At 75.2% G+C, this 14,634-nt stretch carries 14 protein-coding genes; 4 read left to right on the top strand and 10 right to left on the bottom strand.

Annotation, left to right across the window (positions count from 1 at the left end):
• Positions 1-53 precede the first annotated feature (53 nt).
• The 4 genes from ET471_RS11845 to mraZ all read right to left on the bottom strand — a co-directional run bounded on the left by ET471_RS11845 (position 54) and on the right by mraZ (position 4,328).
• On the bottom strand, positions 54-1,754 hold the full coding sequence (locus ET471_RS11845) for a peptidoglycan D,D-transpeptidase FtsI family protein (RefSeq protein ID WP_242496270.1): 1,701 nt from the start codon (positions 1,752-1,754) through the stop codon (positions 54-56).
• The gene (ftsL, locus tag ET471_RS18600) at positions 1,681-2,634 is read right to left on the bottom strand and encodes a cell division protein FtsL (RefSeq protein ID WP_242496269.1); all 954 of its coding nucleotides are present in this window, start codon (positions 2,632-2,634) and stop codon (positions 1,681-1,683) included. The genes ET471_RS11845 and ftsL overlap by 74 nt, the downstream gene beginning before the upstream one ends.
• A complete protein-coding gene (gene rsmH, locus ET471_RS11835) occupies positions 2,631-3,677 on the bottom strand; it encodes a 16S rRNA (cytosine(1402)-N(4))-methyltransferase RsmH (RefSeq protein WP_129188575.1) in 1,047 nt (348 codons plus the stop codon). The genes ftsL and rsmH overlap by 4 nt, the downstream gene beginning before the upstream one ends.
• Before the next feature lie 183 nt (positions 3,678-3,860).
• The gene (gene mraZ, locus ET471_RS11830) at positions 3,861-4,328 is read right to left on the bottom strand and encodes a division/cell wall cluster transcriptional repressor MraZ (RefSeq protein WP_129188573.1); all 468 of its coding nucleotides are present in this window, start codon (positions 4,326-4,328) and stop codon (positions 3,861-3,863) included.
• 268 nt (positions 4,329-4,596) lie between these two features.
• Between mraZ and ET471_RS11825 the strand changes: the two genes are divergently transcribed.
• From ET471_RS11825 to ET471_RS11815, 3 genes are read left to right on the top strand one after another with little or no spacing between them, the layout of a single operon-like run.
• Positions 4,597-5,643, top strand: a complete 1,047-nt coding sequence (locus ET471_RS11825; protein ID WP_129188571.1) for an AAA family ATPase — start codon at positions 4,597-4,599, stop codon at positions 5,641-5,643.
• Positions 5,643-6,941 (top strand): DUF58 domain-containing protein, encoded by a 1,299-nt coding sequence (locus ET471_RS11820; RefSeq protein ID WP_129188569.1) that lies wholly within the window; start codon positions 5,643-5,645, stop codon positions 6,939-6,941. The genes ET471_RS11825 and ET471_RS11820 overlap by 1 nt, the downstream gene beginning before the upstream one ends.
• Positions 6,938-9,238, top strand: coding sequence for a transglutaminase TgpA family protein (locus tag ET471_RS11815; protein ID WP_129188567.1), 2,301 nt, complete (start codon positions 6,938-6,940; stop codon positions 9,236-9,238). Before ET471_RS11820 ends, ET471_RS11815 begins: the two co-directional genes overlap by 4 nt.
• A gap of 157 nt (positions 9,239-9,395) precedes the next feature.
• Here ET471_RS11815 and ET471_RS11810 read toward each other — a convergent pair whose 3' ends face one another.
• The 3 genes from ET471_RS11810 to ET471_RS11800 all read right to left on the bottom strand — a co-directional run bounded on the left by ET471_RS11810 (position 9,396) and on the right by ET471_RS11800 (position 11,678).
• Positions 9,396-9,803, bottom strand: coding sequence for a DUF3040 domain-containing protein (locus ET471_RS11810; RefSeq protein ID WP_129188565.1), 408 nt, complete (start codon positions 9,801-9,803; stop codon positions 9,396-9,398).
• A gap of 91 nt (positions 9,804-9,894) precedes the next feature.
• Positions 9,895-11,187 carry a DNA polymerase IV gene (locus ET471_RS11805; protein WP_129188563.1) on the bottom strand — a complete coding sequence of 431 codons (1,293 nt, stop codon included), beginning with the start codon at positions 11,185-11,187 and terminating at the stop codon, positions 9,895-9,897.
• Complete coding sequence (locus tag ET471_RS11800) at positions 11,184-11,678, bottom strand: SAV_6107 family HEPN domain-containing protein (protein WP_129188561.1); 495 nt, start codon at positions 11,676-11,678, stop codon at positions 11,184-11,186. The genes ET471_RS11805 and ET471_RS11800 overlap by 4 nt, the downstream gene beginning before the upstream one ends.
• A 166-nt stretch (positions 11,679-11,844) precedes the next feature.
• On the opposite strand from ET471_RS11800, the gene ET471_RS11795 reads away from it, so the two are divergent.
• Positions 11,845-12,672 carry a spermidine synthase gene (locus ET471_RS11795; protein ID WP_242496268.1) on the top strand — a complete coding sequence of 276 codons (828 nt, stop codon included), beginning with the start codon at positions 11,845-11,847 and terminating at the stop codon, positions 12,670-12,672.
• 71 nt (positions 12,673-12,743) lie between these two features.
• On the opposite strand, the gene ET471_RS11790 is transcribed toward ET471_RS11795, so the two are convergent.
• The 3 genes from ET471_RS11790 to ET471_RS11780 all read right to left on the bottom strand — a co-directional run bounded on the left by ET471_RS11790 (position 12,744) and on the right by ET471_RS11780 (position 14,564).
• Positions 12,744-12,947, bottom strand: a complete 204-nt coding sequence (locus tag ET471_RS11790) for a cold-shock protein (protein ID WP_129188557.1) — start codon at positions 12,945-12,947, stop codon at positions 12,744-12,746.
• 119 nt (positions 12,948-13,066) lie between these two features.
• The gene (locus tag ET471_RS11785; RefSeq protein ID WP_129188555.1) at positions 13,067-14,011 is read right to left on the bottom strand and encodes a proteasome assembly chaperone family protein; all 945 of its coding nucleotides are present in this window, start codon (positions 14,009-14,011) and stop codon (positions 13,067-13,069) included.
• A 106-nt stretch (positions 14,012-14,117) separates the two neighbouring features.
• Positions 14,118-14,564, bottom strand: a complete 447-nt coding sequence (locus tag ET471_RS11780) for a response regulator (RefSeq protein WP_425356555.1) — start codon at positions 14,562-14,564, stop codon at positions 14,118-14,120.
• Between the last annotated feature and the right edge of the window lie 70 nt (positions 14,565-14,634).

Raw genomic sequence — 14,634 nt, 5'->3', positions numbered from 1 at the left:
AGGCCCTCGACGTACCGCGCCACGCGGGGCGGCCAGGGCAGACGCGCGGGCCGTCACCAGGTCAGCGGGAGCGGGTCCGGGGCCGGCGCGCTCGGCGGGACGCCCTCCTTCTGGAGGACGAAGCTCATCACGTCGCGGAACACCGGCGCGGCGACGACGCCGCCGTAGATCGAGGTCCGCGGGCTCTTGAGGAACACGCCGACGGCGAACCGCGGGGCGTCCGCCGGCGCGACGCCGACGAACGACGACATGTACGTCGTCGCCTTGCCCGGCATGATGATCTGCGCCGTGCCTGTCTTGCCCGCGACGCGGTAGCCGGGGATCTGGGCGCTCGCCGCCGTGCCGTCCTCGCCCGTGACCTCCTCCATCATGTGCAGCAGCGTCGTGGAGGTCTCCGCGGAGATGACGCGCGTGCCGGCGGCCCGCGCCGTCGGCACGAGCTCGCCGCCGGGGACGCGCGTGCCCTTGACCAGCACCGGGGGCACGTTCACGCCGCCGTTGCCGACGGTCGAGAACACGTCCAGCGCCTGGACTGCGTTGACGGAGACGCCCTGGCCGAACGTGACGGCGTAGCGCGTGCGCCCGTCCCAGCGGTCCACGGGGTGCAGGATGCCGTTCGACTCGCCCGGCAGGTTGAGCCCCGTGGGCTGGCCGAAGCCGAACTTGTGCATGAAGTCGTACTGGACCTGCGGCGGGATCTTCTCGGCGACCTGCACGGTGCCCGTGTTGGACGACCGCGCCAGGATGCCCGCGAGCGTGAGGTTCCACGTCGGGTGGTCGTGCGAGTCGCGGAAGGACTGGCCGTTCGGCGTCGTGAACCGGAACGGCACGGTGAACTGGCTGTCGACCGCCCACGCGCCCGTCTCGAGCGCCGCGGCCATCGTGATCACCTTGGCCGTGGAGCCCGGGTCGAAGATGTCCTGCACCGCGCGGGAGCCGCGGGCGACGTCGGCGTTGCTGCGGTCGTTCGGGTCGACCGACCCGGAGTCCGCGATCGCCAGCATCTCCCCGGTCTGGAGGTCCACGACGAGCGCGATGCCGAACGCGGCCCCCGACCTGCGGACCATGTCGTCCAGCGACGACTGCGCCTTCCACTGGACCTCGCTGTCGATCGTCAGCTGGACGTCGCCGCCGGGCACGGCGGGGGTCGACATCGACTGGCCGCCCGGGATGCGGACGCCGTCGAGCGAGCGCTCGAAGGTCTCCGACCCGGCCTGGCCCGCGAGCAGGTCGTCGAAGGCGCGCTCGAGGCCGCCCTGGCCCACCTGGTCGGCGTCGACGAAGCCGAGGAGCGGGCCCGCGATGGTCTTCTGCGGGTAGACCCGCTGGGAGACGAGCTCGGTGCGGATCACCGCCGCCAGGCGCAGCGCGCTGATCTCGCGCTGCTTGTCCGGCTCCACGTTGCGGGCCAGCACCACGTACCGGCTGTCGCCGTTGATCTGCGCCGCGAGCTCGGCCCGGTCGCGCCCCAGCACGGGCGCGAGCAGCTGGGCGACGCCGAGCGCGCCGTCGGCCACGGGGCTGCCGGCCGCGTCGGTGCGGCTGCCGCCCCGGAACTTCTGGATCGCCCACGGGTCCGCCGAGATCGTGTACCGGTCCACGGACGTCGCGAGCACGACGCCGTTGCGGTCCGTGATGTCGCCGCGGTGCGCGGGCACGTTCACCGTGGTCATGCGCCCGTCACGGGCCTGCGCGGCGAGGCCCGGCGCCTCGAAGACCTGCACCTGGACCAGCCGGCCGACGAAGATCGTCACGACGACCGCCGCGAGGACGGTCAGCCAGCGCTGCCGCCGGACGGGGTTGGCCGGGGCCGGGACCCGGCGCGGCGGGCGCGGTGCCCGGGTCCGCTCGAGCGTGCCGGTGGACCGGGAGACGGCCGTCGCGCGCCCGGGGGTGCGGGCCTGCCGCGTCCGCCCGGTGGCCGCGGCGTCGCGAGCGGACGCCGGACGCGCGCCCTGTCGCAGCTGGCCTGCGGCGGCGCGGGCCGGTGCTGCGGCCTGCCGTGGGGGCGCGGCCTGGCGCTGCCGGGCAGCACCTGTCGCGGGGCGCGCCGACGAGGGCGTCGCCCGTCCGCTGCCTGCGCTCACCCCACGAGTCTGCGGGGCGCTCCCCTGCGTCGGGCGCGAGGCGCGCCCGCGTGTCGCGGGTGCCTCGCGCCCCGTCACTGCCCCGCCCCGCGTCCGGCTGCCCGGCGTCCGTGAGCGGCTGCCCGGCGTCCGTGAGCGGTGCGGCCGCGGCGAGCGCGCCCGTGACGTCGAGCATCTGGGTGCCCTCGCTCGGCACCATGCCGAGCCGTCGCGCCCGCGCGTCCAGGCCGTTCTCGGCGGTCCGGAGCGCCTGCTGCTTGACCTGGATGTCCTGCGCGACCCGGTTCGACTCGCCCCGCAGGCGCGACATCTCGAACGACCCGTACGCCATCGACGTGTTGAGCACGAGCACCGTGAGCAGGGCACCGGCCAGGAGCGCGCCGCACATGACCAGGAACGGGGTCGCCGAACGCGCCTGCAGGGGCGCGCGGACGGCGGCGAACCGCCGCCCCTCGACGCGCCCGCCGTCGAGGGCGGTCAGCCGGGTGCGGCGCGCCGGCGCTGCCGGACGGCTCGGAGCGTAGGCGGGGGCTCGCAGAGCGCTCATCGTCGGTCCTCCTGGCGGGTGGTGCGGGTGGAACGGGTCCTGCTGGTCGGGGTGGTGCGCAGGTGGTCGGGCGTCGGCCGCAGCCGGGCGGCGGCGCGCAGGCGCACGGACGCGGAGCGGGGGTTGCGGGCCAGCTCCTCGGCGTCGGCCTCCTCGGCGCCGCGCGTGAGCGGCTCCAGGTAGGCCTTGTGCGTCTCCGGCTCGACGGGCAGGCCCGCCGGTGCCGACGACGTCGTGCCGCGCGTGATGGCGCGCTTGACGATGCGGTCCTCGAGCGAGTGGTAGGACTCGACGACGATCCGGCCGCCCACGGCGAGCGCCTCGATCGCGGCCGGCACGGCCCGCTCGAGCACCTCGAGCTCGCCGTTGACCTCGATCCGCAGCGCCTGGAAGGTCCGCTTGGACGGGTTGCCGCCCGTCTTGCGCGTGGCCGCCGGGATACAGGCCCGCACAAGATCCGCGAGCTCGTACGTGCGCTCCCACGGCTTGTCGACCCGCCGCCGCACGATCGAGCGTGCGATCTTGCCCGCGAACCGCTCCTCGCCGTACTCGCGCAGGATGCGGGTCAGCTCGTGCTCGTCGTACGTGTTGAGCACGTCCGCCGCCGTCAGGCCCGTGGTCTGGTCCATGCGCATGTCGAGCGGGGCGTCCTGGGCGTACGCGAAGCCGCGCCCGGCCTCGTCGAGCTGGAGGCTCGAGACCCCGAGGTCCATGAGCACGCCCTGGACGCCGTCGGCGTACCCGAGGCGCGCGACGACGTCGCCGATCTCGTCGTAGACCGCGTGCACGGGCGTGAACCGGTCGCCGAACCGCGCCAGGCGCTCGCTCGCGAGCCGCAGCGCCTGCGGGTCGCGGTCGATGCCCACCACGCGGGCGTGCGGCAGCTGCTCCAGCACGCCCTCCGTGTGGCCGCCCATGCCGAGCGTGCAGTCGACGAGCACGCTACCCGGTGCGGACAGCGCCGGGGCGAGCAGGTCGATGCAGCGCTGGAGGAGCACGGGCAGGTGGCGGTCGGCCGTGCTGCGCTCGTCGTCGTCGGACATGTGCTCCTCCGTCTCTGTCCGGGTGCCTGCTGGTGGATGGCGCTAGGTGGCGCGAGGACCCCGTACCGCCAGGTCTCCCTCCGCGTCGTTCTGGCGTCGGGGAAGTACGCCAGACCCTCGCGGCTGGAGGCCTCGTGGTGCGGGGCCCTTGCGCGTCTCGTGCTGTGCAGCTGTCATGCGGGCTCAGAACGCCAGGTCCGGGAAGATCTGCTCGGCCGTGTCGGAGTACGCGGACTCCTGCTCGGCCAGGTAGGCCTCCCAGGCCGTCCTGTCCCAGATCTCGACGCGGGTGCCGGCGCCGATCACGGCGACGTCCCGGTCGAGACCGGCGTACTCGCGCAGGACCGGCGGGATCGAGACCCGGCCCTGCTTGTCCGGCACCTCGTCGCTCGCCCCCGACAGGAGCACGCGCAGGTAGTCGCGTGCCTGACGGGAGGTCACGGGCGCCTGCCGGACCTGCTCGTACATGCGGCTGAACTCGTCCATCGGCATGAGGAAGAGACAGCGCTCCTGCCCTCGCGTCATGACCAGCCCAGCAGCGAGTCGGGCCCTGAACTTCGCGGGAAGGATGAGACGGCCCTTCTCGTCCAGCCGCGGGGTGTACGTGCCCAGCAGAAGGCCTGTCCCGACGAACGAGTCCACCCCTGCCACGGCCTGCACCTCCCTGAGCGCTCCCGCGCGCTCCACGCTACTCCACTTCCCTCCACCGCTCCTGGCGAAATGACGCTGGACGCTCCACCAGCCCCGGCGCGAGCCCCCGTCGGCGCAGGTCAGGGCGGTCACGGGTGAAGTGGAGGGAGGTGGAGCGCCCGGCGTCCACGCAGGGACGTGTCATCACGGCCACGTCGCCTGTCCACTAGGCTCGAAGCACGCGCTCTCTAGGGCGCGACAGGCTGTCGTCCTCGACGTGGAGGTCCTCGTGCACCCCGAACCCGCCATCCCCACGCTGGCCGAGCCCGCCCACGCCGCACCGGACGACGGGCGGGCGGAACCCGGCGCGCTGCGCGCGGGCATCGGCGAGCTCGTGGAGGTGACCACGCGGGTCCGCGCGGCCGTCGAGTCGGTCGTCTCCGGCCGCCCGTCGCTGGCCTGGCTGACGGTCGCGGTGCTGCTCGCCGAGGGCCACCTGCTGGTCGAGGACGTGCCCGGCGTCGGCAAGACGACGCTCGCCAAGGCGCTCGCCCGCTCGATCGACTGCCAGGTGGGGCGCATCCAGTTCACGCCCGACCTGCTGCCGAGCGACCTGACGGGCGTCAACATCTTCCGCGCCCAGACGCACGAGTTCGAGTTCCGCCCGGGCCCCGTGTTCAACAACATCGTCATCGGCGACGAGATCAACCGCGCCTCCCCCAAGACGCAGTCCGCGCTGCTCGAGTGCATGGAGGAGGGCACGACGACGGTCGACGGCACCTCGCACCGCCTCCCGCACCCGTTCCTCGTCGTCGCGACGCAGAACCCGGTCGAGATGGAGGGCACGTACCCGCTGCCCGAGGCCCAGCGCGACCGCTTCATGGCACGGCTGACGGTCGGCTACCCGGACAACGCGGCCGAGATGCTCATGCTCGACCGCCAGGAGGCGTCCTCCCCGCTGGCCCACCTGGCCCCCGTGACCACCGGGGCGACGATGCTGCGCCTCGCGGAGCTCGTGCGGCACGTGCACGCCTCGCCCGCGGTCAAGCAGTACGTCCTCGACGTCGTCGGCGCCACGCGCACGCACCCGTCGCTGCGGCTCGGCGGCTCGCCGCGCGCCTCGCTCCAGCTGCTCAAGGTGGCCAAGGCGAGCGCCGCGATGGCGGGGCGCGAGCACGTGCTGCCCGACGACGTGCAGCAACTCGCCGTGCACGTCGTCGCGCACCGGCTCATCCTCACCACCGAGGCCCGCCTGGCCGGCATCACGACGCAGGACATCGTCGCGCAGGTCGTCGAGCGCACGCCCGTCCCGGCGGCGTCCCCGGGCTGGCGCTGATGCGCGCGGCGCTGCGCCGCATCGCGCGCGTGCGTGCCACGCGCCGGGGCCTCGCGCTGGTCGTGGCCGGCGCCGGGCTCGTCGCGCTGGGCGTCACGCTCGGCCTGCCCGACATCCTCGGGCTCGGCGCGGCGGCGGTCGCGGCGGTCGCCGTCGCCTGGGTCTCCCAGGGCCTCCAGCGGCTCGACGTCGGCCGTGGCGCGCTGAGCGTCTCCCGGCACGTCACGCCCGACCCCGTCGTGCGCGGCGAGCAGGCGTCGGTCCAGCTGCTCGTCGGGCCGGAGCGCCCGTCCCCCGTCGCGTTCGAGCGGCTCGCCCGCATCCGGCTGTCCGAGCAGGCGTCCCACGAGCTCGCCGGCCAGCACGGCGTGCGCGCCCGCGTGACCACGCAGCCCGACCGGATCCAGGTGCGCTACGGCGTCCAGCCGAGCCGGCGCGGGCGCTGGCCGCTGGGCCCGCTGCTGACCACGCGCTCCGACGCGTTCGGGCTCGTGCGCACCACGCAGCCGCTCGGCGAGCCCACGCTCGTCTCCGTGTGGCCGCGCACCACGGAGCTGTCGGTGCGCACCGGCCTGCTGGGCGACCTCGAGCACGCGGGCACGGGCGCGCGGCTCACCGCCCCCGACGACGCCGTGCTGCGCGAGTACGTGCCCGGCGACGACCCGCGCCGGGTCCACTGGCCGACCGCCGCGCGCCAGGGCCGCCTCATGGTCCGCACCGACGAGGCGGCCGGCGTCCGGCCCGTGACCGTGCTCCTCGACCGCGCCCTGCTGCCCGCCCCCGGGGAGCCGCGCGCCGTCGCCGGCACCGTGACCGCCGACGGCGAGTGGGCCGTCGAGCACGTCGCCTCGCTCGCCTGCTCGTTCCTGGACGCGGGCCACCCCGTCCGGCTCGTCGCGACGACCCGCGGCAGCCTCGGCGAGACCGCCGGGTTCGTCACGGGTGCGCGGACCGGGCGTGCTGCCCTGCTGGACGCGACGATCGACCTCGCCGGGCACCGCACGGAGGCGGACGCCGACGCCGCGACGACCGCCACGGCCAAGGCCCTGCGGGTCGGCCGGGCGCCCGGCGAGATCACCGTCGCCGTGCTGCGCCCCCAGCCGCCCGCCGTGCTGCGCGAGCTGGCCGCCCTGTCCACCGAGTCCGCCTCGTGCTGGGCGCTCGTGGTGTGCCGCCTGGCGTCGGACGCCGAGGCGACCGTCGCAGCCCTGGGCGCCGCCGGCTGGCGCGTCGCCACCGCGCAGGCGCGGGCGCCCCACGACCGCACCTGGGCCGCGCTCGCGGAGCGTGTCGCATGATCCCGGCCCGCACCCCCGCGACCGCGCGCCTCGCGCTCGCGACGGGGCTCGTCGTCGTCGCCGTCCTCGCCTCGATGCTCGCGCTGCGCAGCGTCGTGGCGCCGCCGTGGCCCGCGGCCGGCGTCCTGGGCGTGCTGCTCGTCGGCGCCGCGCTCGTCGTCACGCGCGGCATCATCGGCGGCCGCCGCGCGCGGGTCGCCGCCGCCGCTCGCGCGGGCGCCACCGTCAGCCGGCTCTCCGCCGACGACGGCGGCACGTCGTCCGCGTGGCCGACGGTCGTCGGCGCCGCGGTCGCGTCCTGGTACCTCCTCGCCCGGTTCGGCGGGCTCGGCGGCACGACCGACTGGATCGTCAGCCCGTCGTCCGTCGGTCACCTCGTCGACCAGCTCGGCCTCGCGGGCGAGATCATCCGTCAGGAGGTCGCCCCCGTCGCGGGGACGCCGCCCATCGCGCTGCTGTGCGTCGGCGGGTCGCTGCTCGTGCTGCTGGTCGCGGACGCGCTCGCCGTCGGCGCGCGCCACCCGCTGCTCGCCTCGGCCGCGGTGCTCGTGCTGTGGTTCCCGCCGCTCGTGCTGACCTACCAGATGCCGTGGACGAGCTTCGCCGTCACCGTCGTCGCGCTGCTGCTGGGGCTCACGCTCGACGGGGCGCCCGGGGGCCGGCGCGCCGTGCGCGACGCCGTCGTCGGCGCGCAGGTGCGGCGCGCGGAGCGGCGCCGGGCGGTCCGCACGACGGCGACCGCCGCGGGCATCACCGCGATCGCGCTCGTCGCCTCCACGGCGGCGGCCGGCGTCGAGGGCGTCGGCGGCGGCTGGACCAGCCTGTTCACCACGGCGTCCAAGGCCGCGCGGCTGGCCGACAACCTCGACATGTACCGGTCGCTGAGCACCCGCTCGGGCGCGACGGTGCTCACCTACACGACGTCGACCGGCTCGGACGTCGGCCCCCTGCGGCTCCTGACGCTCTCCCGGTTCGACGGGCGCAAGTGGGACCACGGACGCCCGCAGGGCGGCGACGGCTTCGGGCCGGACGAGGTCCTGTTCCCCTCCGGCGCCGAGCTCACCGCGGAGCCGACGCGTGTCGAGCTCACCGTCGGGTCGATGCGCGAGAAGGAGCTGCCCGTGGCGGTCGAGCCGCGCTCGATCGCCGACGCCGGCGACGGCTGGCGCTACGTCGCCGACCGTGACGAGGTGGTGGGCGACGACACGACGCAGGAGGGCGACACCTTCACGATGCTCGTCCGCCCGCGCGAGCTGTCGGCCGAGGTCCTGCGCGCGGCTCCCCCGGGCCGCAGCGAGGTCGACGACGCGTTCCTCGACGTCCCGCGGACCGCGCACGCGGACGACATCGCCGCGCTCGCCCGCCAGATCGTCGGGAACGCGGCCACCGACTACGACCGCGCCGTCGCGCTCCAGGCCTACCTGCGCTCGCCGTCGCGCTTCACGTACGACCCGCAGGTCCCGCCGGGCCAGACCGGCGACGCCGTGTGGGACTTCCTCCAGCAGCGTCAGGGCTACTGCGTGCAGTTCGCCACGACGATGATGGTGCTCGCGCGCACGCTCGGGATCCCCGCGCGGTTCGCGATCGGATACCTCCCCGGCACCGGGAGCGGCGACCCGAATACCTTCACGATCACTGGCCGCGACTCCCACGCGTGGCCGGAGCTCTACTTCACCGGCGTCGGCTGGGTGCGGTTCGAGCCGACGCCCGCCGTCCAGACCGGCGCCGTCCCCGCGTACGCGAACCCGCTGCTGGGCGGGCCCGGGCCGACGGTCGCGCCGACGCCGGAGGACGAGCTCCCCCGGCCGGGCGCCACCGGGGCCGCCGCCGCCCCGAGCGCGTCGCCCACGACCGGCACGACAGCCGGTCCGGGCGAGGACGACGTGACGCAGCGCTGGCTCGTCGGCACCGTGGTGCTCCTCGTGCTCGCGGCCGGCGCCGCGGTCCTCCTGCTGCGCCGCCGTGGCGCGCGGCCACCGCGCGACGCCGAGGAGGCGTGGTACCGGGTGGTCGGCGCGCTGACGAGGTCCGGCGTGACGCTGCCGACGGCGACGACGCCGCGGCGGGCGCCCAGCGAGACCGCGACGGCGTGGGAGGAACGCACGGGCGCCGAGCTGCCGTGGCCGGTGCGTGACGGCCTCACGGCCCTCGCCGGCGAGCTCGAGTCCGAGCGCTATGCCGCGCCGGCCGAGGTCGGCGACGAGGAACGGGCCGAGCGTCTCGAGCGGCTCGCGGACCTCACGCGCGCGGTCACGACGGGGCTGGCGACGGCGGGGAAGGCCGCGGGGCGGCACTGACCGCCCGTACCTGTCGGACCTGGACACGCACCGACACGCAGCAGAGCCGCAGCGGCTGCTTGTCGCTGCGGCTCTGACGTTCTCTGTTCTCGCCGTTCCCGGTTCGGGCTCAGGCTCCGCTGCGCCGCGCTCCCGGCGGACGCGTTGGCGCGGGTCCTCAGCGCCCCTGGTCGCGGCGGCGGTCCCAGCGGGCCTCGAGGCGGGACATGAGGCCCGGCCCGCCCGACGCGCCCTTGGTCCTGCCGCCGGCGGGACGGTGGCCCACGCGGCCGTCCGGTCGGACGACGCCCCCGGGTCCGCGCTTGGCGCGCGGCGCGAAGGCGAAGGCCCAGCCGACGGCGCCGAACATCACGGCGAAGCCGACGACTCCCAGCCACACGTTCGAGCTCGCCGCGCCCAGGACGAGCACGAGCAGGCCGACGGCGAGGCCGACCCCGGCGATGACGTAACGCACCACGGGTCGCCGACCCGACGACTGGAGCGTGTTGGCCAGACGGGGATCGTCACTCGTGAGCGCACGCTCCATCTGCTCCAGGACGCGCTGCTCGTACTCGGACAGAGGCATCGAGACCCCCTCGTCTGGTGAAGTTCTTCTTCCCTCCAGGATAGGCCCGCTCTTCGGCAATGGGGTAGTCGAGGCGATCGCGTCGCGCCGCTCACCCCGCCGGAGCGTGCCGCGAGTCGCGCAGCCGGTCGGCGTCCTCGAAGGCGCGCTGGCGCGCGGCGGCCATGCCGCCCGCCCCGAGGCCGATCGCGCTCGACCCGAACCGCTCGCGCACGGCGTCGAGCGCGAGCTCGGCCTCGCGCCGGGCCGACGGCCTCGCGGAGCTTGCCTCGTCCAGCGTGAGCTGCTCCGCGAAGCCGGCCCGGTCCTGGAGGTTCTCGGCGCGCACGCCCACGAGCCGCACGGGCAGGCCCCGCAGGTCGACCGCGGCGAGCAGCTCGCGCGCCACGCGGTACAGGTCGCGGGCGACGTCGGTCGGCCCGTCGAGGGTGCGCGACCGCGTCAGGGTGCGGAAGTCGTTGGTGCGCACCTTGAGCGCGACGGTGCGCGTCACCACGCCCGCCTCGCGGCACCGCCCTGCGACCTGGTCGCACAGCTCGAGGAGGCGCGCCTCGACGGCGACCAGGTCGTCCTGGTCGGAGCCGAAGGTGGTCTCGTTGCCGATGGACCGCTCCCGGTTCGTCGGGACGACGGGCCGGGGGTCGCGGCCCCAGGCGAGGTCGTGCAGGTGGGCCCCGGACACCCGCCCGACGGCCGCCTGGAGCGTCGCCACGTCGGTGTCGGCGAGCTGGGCGACCGTCGTGACACCCCAGCGGGCGAGCACGGCCTCGGTCTTCTCCCCCACACCCCACAGCGCCCCGACGGGCAGGGTGCGCAGGAACGGCACCGACGACTCGTCCGGCACGAGGAGCATCCCGTCGGGCTTGGCGTGCGTGGAGGCGAGCTTGGCCAGGAACTTGTTCTTGGCGATGCCGACCGAGCACGTCACGCCGTGCACCTTCTGGACGTGCGCCCGCAGCCGCGCCCCGATCGCGGTGGGCGGGCCGAGCCGGCGCCGGGCGCCCGAGACGTCGAGGAAGGCCTCGTCGATGCTGATCTGCTCCACGATGGGCGTGATCTCCGCCATCGTCGCCATCACGGAGCGCGAGACGTCCGTGTAGCGCCGGTGGTCGGGCGGGACGATCACCGCCTGCGGGCACAGCCGGACGGCCGAGACCATGGGCATCGCGGACCGGACGCCGAACGCGCGCGCCTCGTACGTGGCCGCGAGGACCACCCCGCGGCCCCGGCCCCCGACGATGACCGGCAGCCCGCGCAGCTCCGGTCGCCGGGCGAGCTCGCACGCCGCGAAGAAGGCGTCCATGTCGACGTGCATGATCGACGTCCGCGACTCGTCGGAGCCCCAGTCGCGGTACGCCGTCGCGGACCGCGGCGCCTTGCTCATGACGCCGCCGTCGCGGCCCAGCGCAGCGGCCGGGAGAACCCGGCGTCCGGGTCGACGAGCATCGCGACCTCGTCGCGGAAGTCCTCGGCGCAGGCGACCAGCTCCGCGGCGCGCGACGGGTCGACGACCTCGCCGTGCCCGGCGTCGACGGCGGCCCGCAGCCGCGCCCCCGCGGCGAAGTACACCGACCAGGCGGCCAGGGCAGGCTCGACCTTGGCGAGCATCTCCCAGACCGTCCGGGCGCCGGACCGCGGGCCGGGGCGGCCGCGCAGCTCGACGACGGCGGCGGCGCTGCGCAGCGCCGCCAGGTGCGCGTGCAGGAACCGGTCGGCCGGGTCGGCGGCGCCGGCCGCCTCGGCGAGCTCGGCGTCCGCCCGCGCGAGGAGGCGCTCGACGGCCGCCGGGACGACGGTGGTCGGGAGGCCCGCGGTGGGTGGCGCTGCGACGGCAGGCAACGCCGTCCGGCGTCGTGCCGTGTGCTTGAGAGTCATCTCGCACCTCCCGTCCGCGGGGTCCTCCCGCATCACCAGTGTCGAACACGTGTTCGAGTCGTGTCAACCGCGGCCGCCGTAGACTCCCGCCATGGCCCGCCGCAGCGTGCGCTCCTCGAAGCGACCCTCATCCTCCGCCGAGCCACCGACACTCCCCGTGGGGCCCGTGCCCATCGACACCGGCACCGCCGAGGTGGTCCCGGACCTCGACCACTCCGGCCGCGTGACGCTGCAGGTCAACGGCGTCCCGAGCTCCTACCTCGACCTCGACGACCCCGGCTTCCTCGCGTTCGAGTACATGCAGCAGATGGACGCCGTCGTCGCCGCGACCACCGACGGGCCGCTGCGCGCCCTCCACCTGGGCGCCGCGGGCTGCGCGCTCGCGCGACGCTGGGACGTGGAGCGACCGGGCTCGCGGCAGCTCGCGATCGACGTCGACGCGCGCCTCGTGACGCTCGTGCGCGCGTGGTTCGACCTGCCGCGCGCCCCGCGGCTGCGCCTGCGCGCCGACGACGCCGCGGCCGCCGTCGCGACCGCTCCCCCGGCGTCGTACGACGTCGTCGTGCGGGACGTGTTCGCGGGGGACGCGACGCCGGAGCACCTCGTGACGCGGCAGGTGGCCGAGCGCGTGGCGGCCGCGCTGCGGCCCGGGGGGCTGTACCTCGTCAACTGCGCGGACCGGCCGCCGCTCGACCGGGCGCGGCGCGAGCTCGCGACGCTCGCCGCCGCCTTCGGCCCGGACGCCGTCGCGAGCGGCCGGCTCGCGCTCGTCGCGGAGCCGGGCATCCTCAAGGGCCGCCGCTACGGCAACCTCGTGCTCGCCGCGGTCCGCCCGCTTCCCGAGGACGCCGCGGACACTGATGACGCCGACAACGCCGCACCCGATCTCGGCGCGCCCGCCCTGGCGCGGGCGCTGCGCGCCCTCCCGGTCCCGGCCCAGGTGCTCACCGCCGACGAGCTGGCCCGGTTCGTGGGTACGGCCCGCCCGTACTGAACGGGACGACCGGGGCCTGCACGGCCGTGGCCCGGTCTCGCAGACGAGACCGGGCCACGAGCCTGGGTAGATCAGAGCGGGACGACCTGCTCCGCCTGAGGGCCCTTGGGACCCTGCGTGATCTCGAACTCGACCCGCTGGGCCTCCTCGAGCGTGCGGTACCCGTTCGACACGATCGCCGAGTAGTGGACGAAGACGTCGGCGCCGCCGCCGTCCTGGGCGATGAACCCGTAGCCCTTCTCAGCGTTGAACCACTTCACAGAACCCTGCGCCATGCTGTTCCTTCGACCTTCCCTGCAGCCTTCAGGCGGACCTGCTGGTGCGCCGTCGGACCAGAGTGTTGCACGTCACAGCCTGGCACGTCACGGATTCTCCACAGACGCGCGGGCGTGTCTCAGTCGTCGTCCTGCTGGGCCAGGTAGCGCTCGAACTCGGCTCCCAGCTCGTCGGCCGTCGGGATCGGGGCCTCCTGGGCGAGCAGGCTCGGGCGGCCCAGGCGGCTGGCGAACCGGTCGTACTGCTCCTCGAGCGCCCGCACGACGGCGAGCACCTCGCCGGACTCGGCGACCTGCTTCTCCACCTCGATCGTGGCGTCGGCGGCGGCCGCTGCCAGCCGCCCCGTGAGCAGGTCCAGCCCGGTCGCCCGCTCGACGTGCTGCAGCGCGACGACGGCGGCCGGCGTGTACTGCGACTGCGCCAGGTAGTGCGGCACGTGCACCACGAAGCCGAGCGCGTCGTGCCCGGCCTCGCCGAGCCGGTACTCGAGCAGCGCGGAGATCGAGGACGGCACCTGGACCGAGCCGAAGAACGACGTGTAGTCCTCCGTGAGCCCGGCGCGCGTCCCGTGCGCGGTGAGCGTGATCGGGCGGGTGTGCGGCACCCCCATGGGGATGCCGTGGAAGCCGATCGTCAGCGAGACGCGGAACCGCTCGACCAGCCCGCGCACCGCGGCGATCACGCGTTCCCACTGCAGGTCCGGCTCGGAGCCGTGCAGCAGCAGGAACCCGGCGCCGTCGGCGTCGCGCACGTGGTCCAGCGCGAGGAACGGCTCGTCGTAGGCCGTCCACCGGTCCGTCTCGAAGGTCATGAGCGACCTCTTGGACCGGTAGTCGAGGAGCTGGTCGACGTCGAAGGTCGCCAGCCGCGTCGTGGCGAGGCTCTGGACCAGGTGCGCCGTCGCGATCTCGCCGGTGCTCCCGGCGTCGACGAACCCGCGCAGCGCGTGCAGCAGCACGGGGCCGCCGGCCTCGGAGGCCGGGCCCTCGGCGGTCAGGATCGGGCCGAGCGTGGCTGCCACGGCCGCCTCGTCGACGGTCACGATGCCCTGCGGGTCGAGCACTCCGGCTCCTCTCGGTCTGGCGGCGCGTCTCGCCGTCGTACCGCGTCAACCCGGACGGGACGCGAATGCTTCCCAGGCCCGCAGGCGCGTCAGCCCCGCAGGCGCGTCAGCGGGCGGGGAGCCGCACCACCGAGACGAAGAAGTCGTCGATCTTGCGGACGACCTCGACGAACTGGTCGAAGTCGACCGGCTTGGTCACGTAGGCGTTCGCGTGCAGCGAGTACGAGGCGACGATGTCGTCCTCGGCGTCCGACGTGGTCAGGACGACGACCGGGATGCGGGCGAGCGCCGGGTCGCCCTTGATCGCGCCGAGCACCTCGTGGCCGTGCATGCGGGGCAGGTTGAGGTCCAGCAGCACCAGGTCCGGCGTGGGGGCGCCCGCGTAGGCGCCCTGCTTGCGCAGGAAGTCGATGGCCGCGACGCCGTCGGGCACCACGTGGAGCTGGTTGGGCACGTGGTGGTCGTCGAGCGCCTCGCGCGTCATGAGGACGTCGCCCGGGTCGTCCTCGACCAGCAGGACCTGCACGACGCCCCGGTCGTCACCGCGTCTCACGATGGCCCCGCCCTCCCGACCCCTCCCGGCACGGCGAGCATCGCCGCAGGTCAGGGCCAACACAGGCCAG

This window comes from Xylanimonas protaetiae (assembly GCF_004135385.1).
Taxonomy (GTDB): Bacteria; Actinomycetota; Actinomycetes; order Actinomycetales; family Cellulomonadaceae; genus Xylanimonas; species Xylanimonas protaetiae.
Note: the sequence above shows the minus strand (reverse complement) of the source record. Positions and strands in the feature narration are given on the sequence as shown.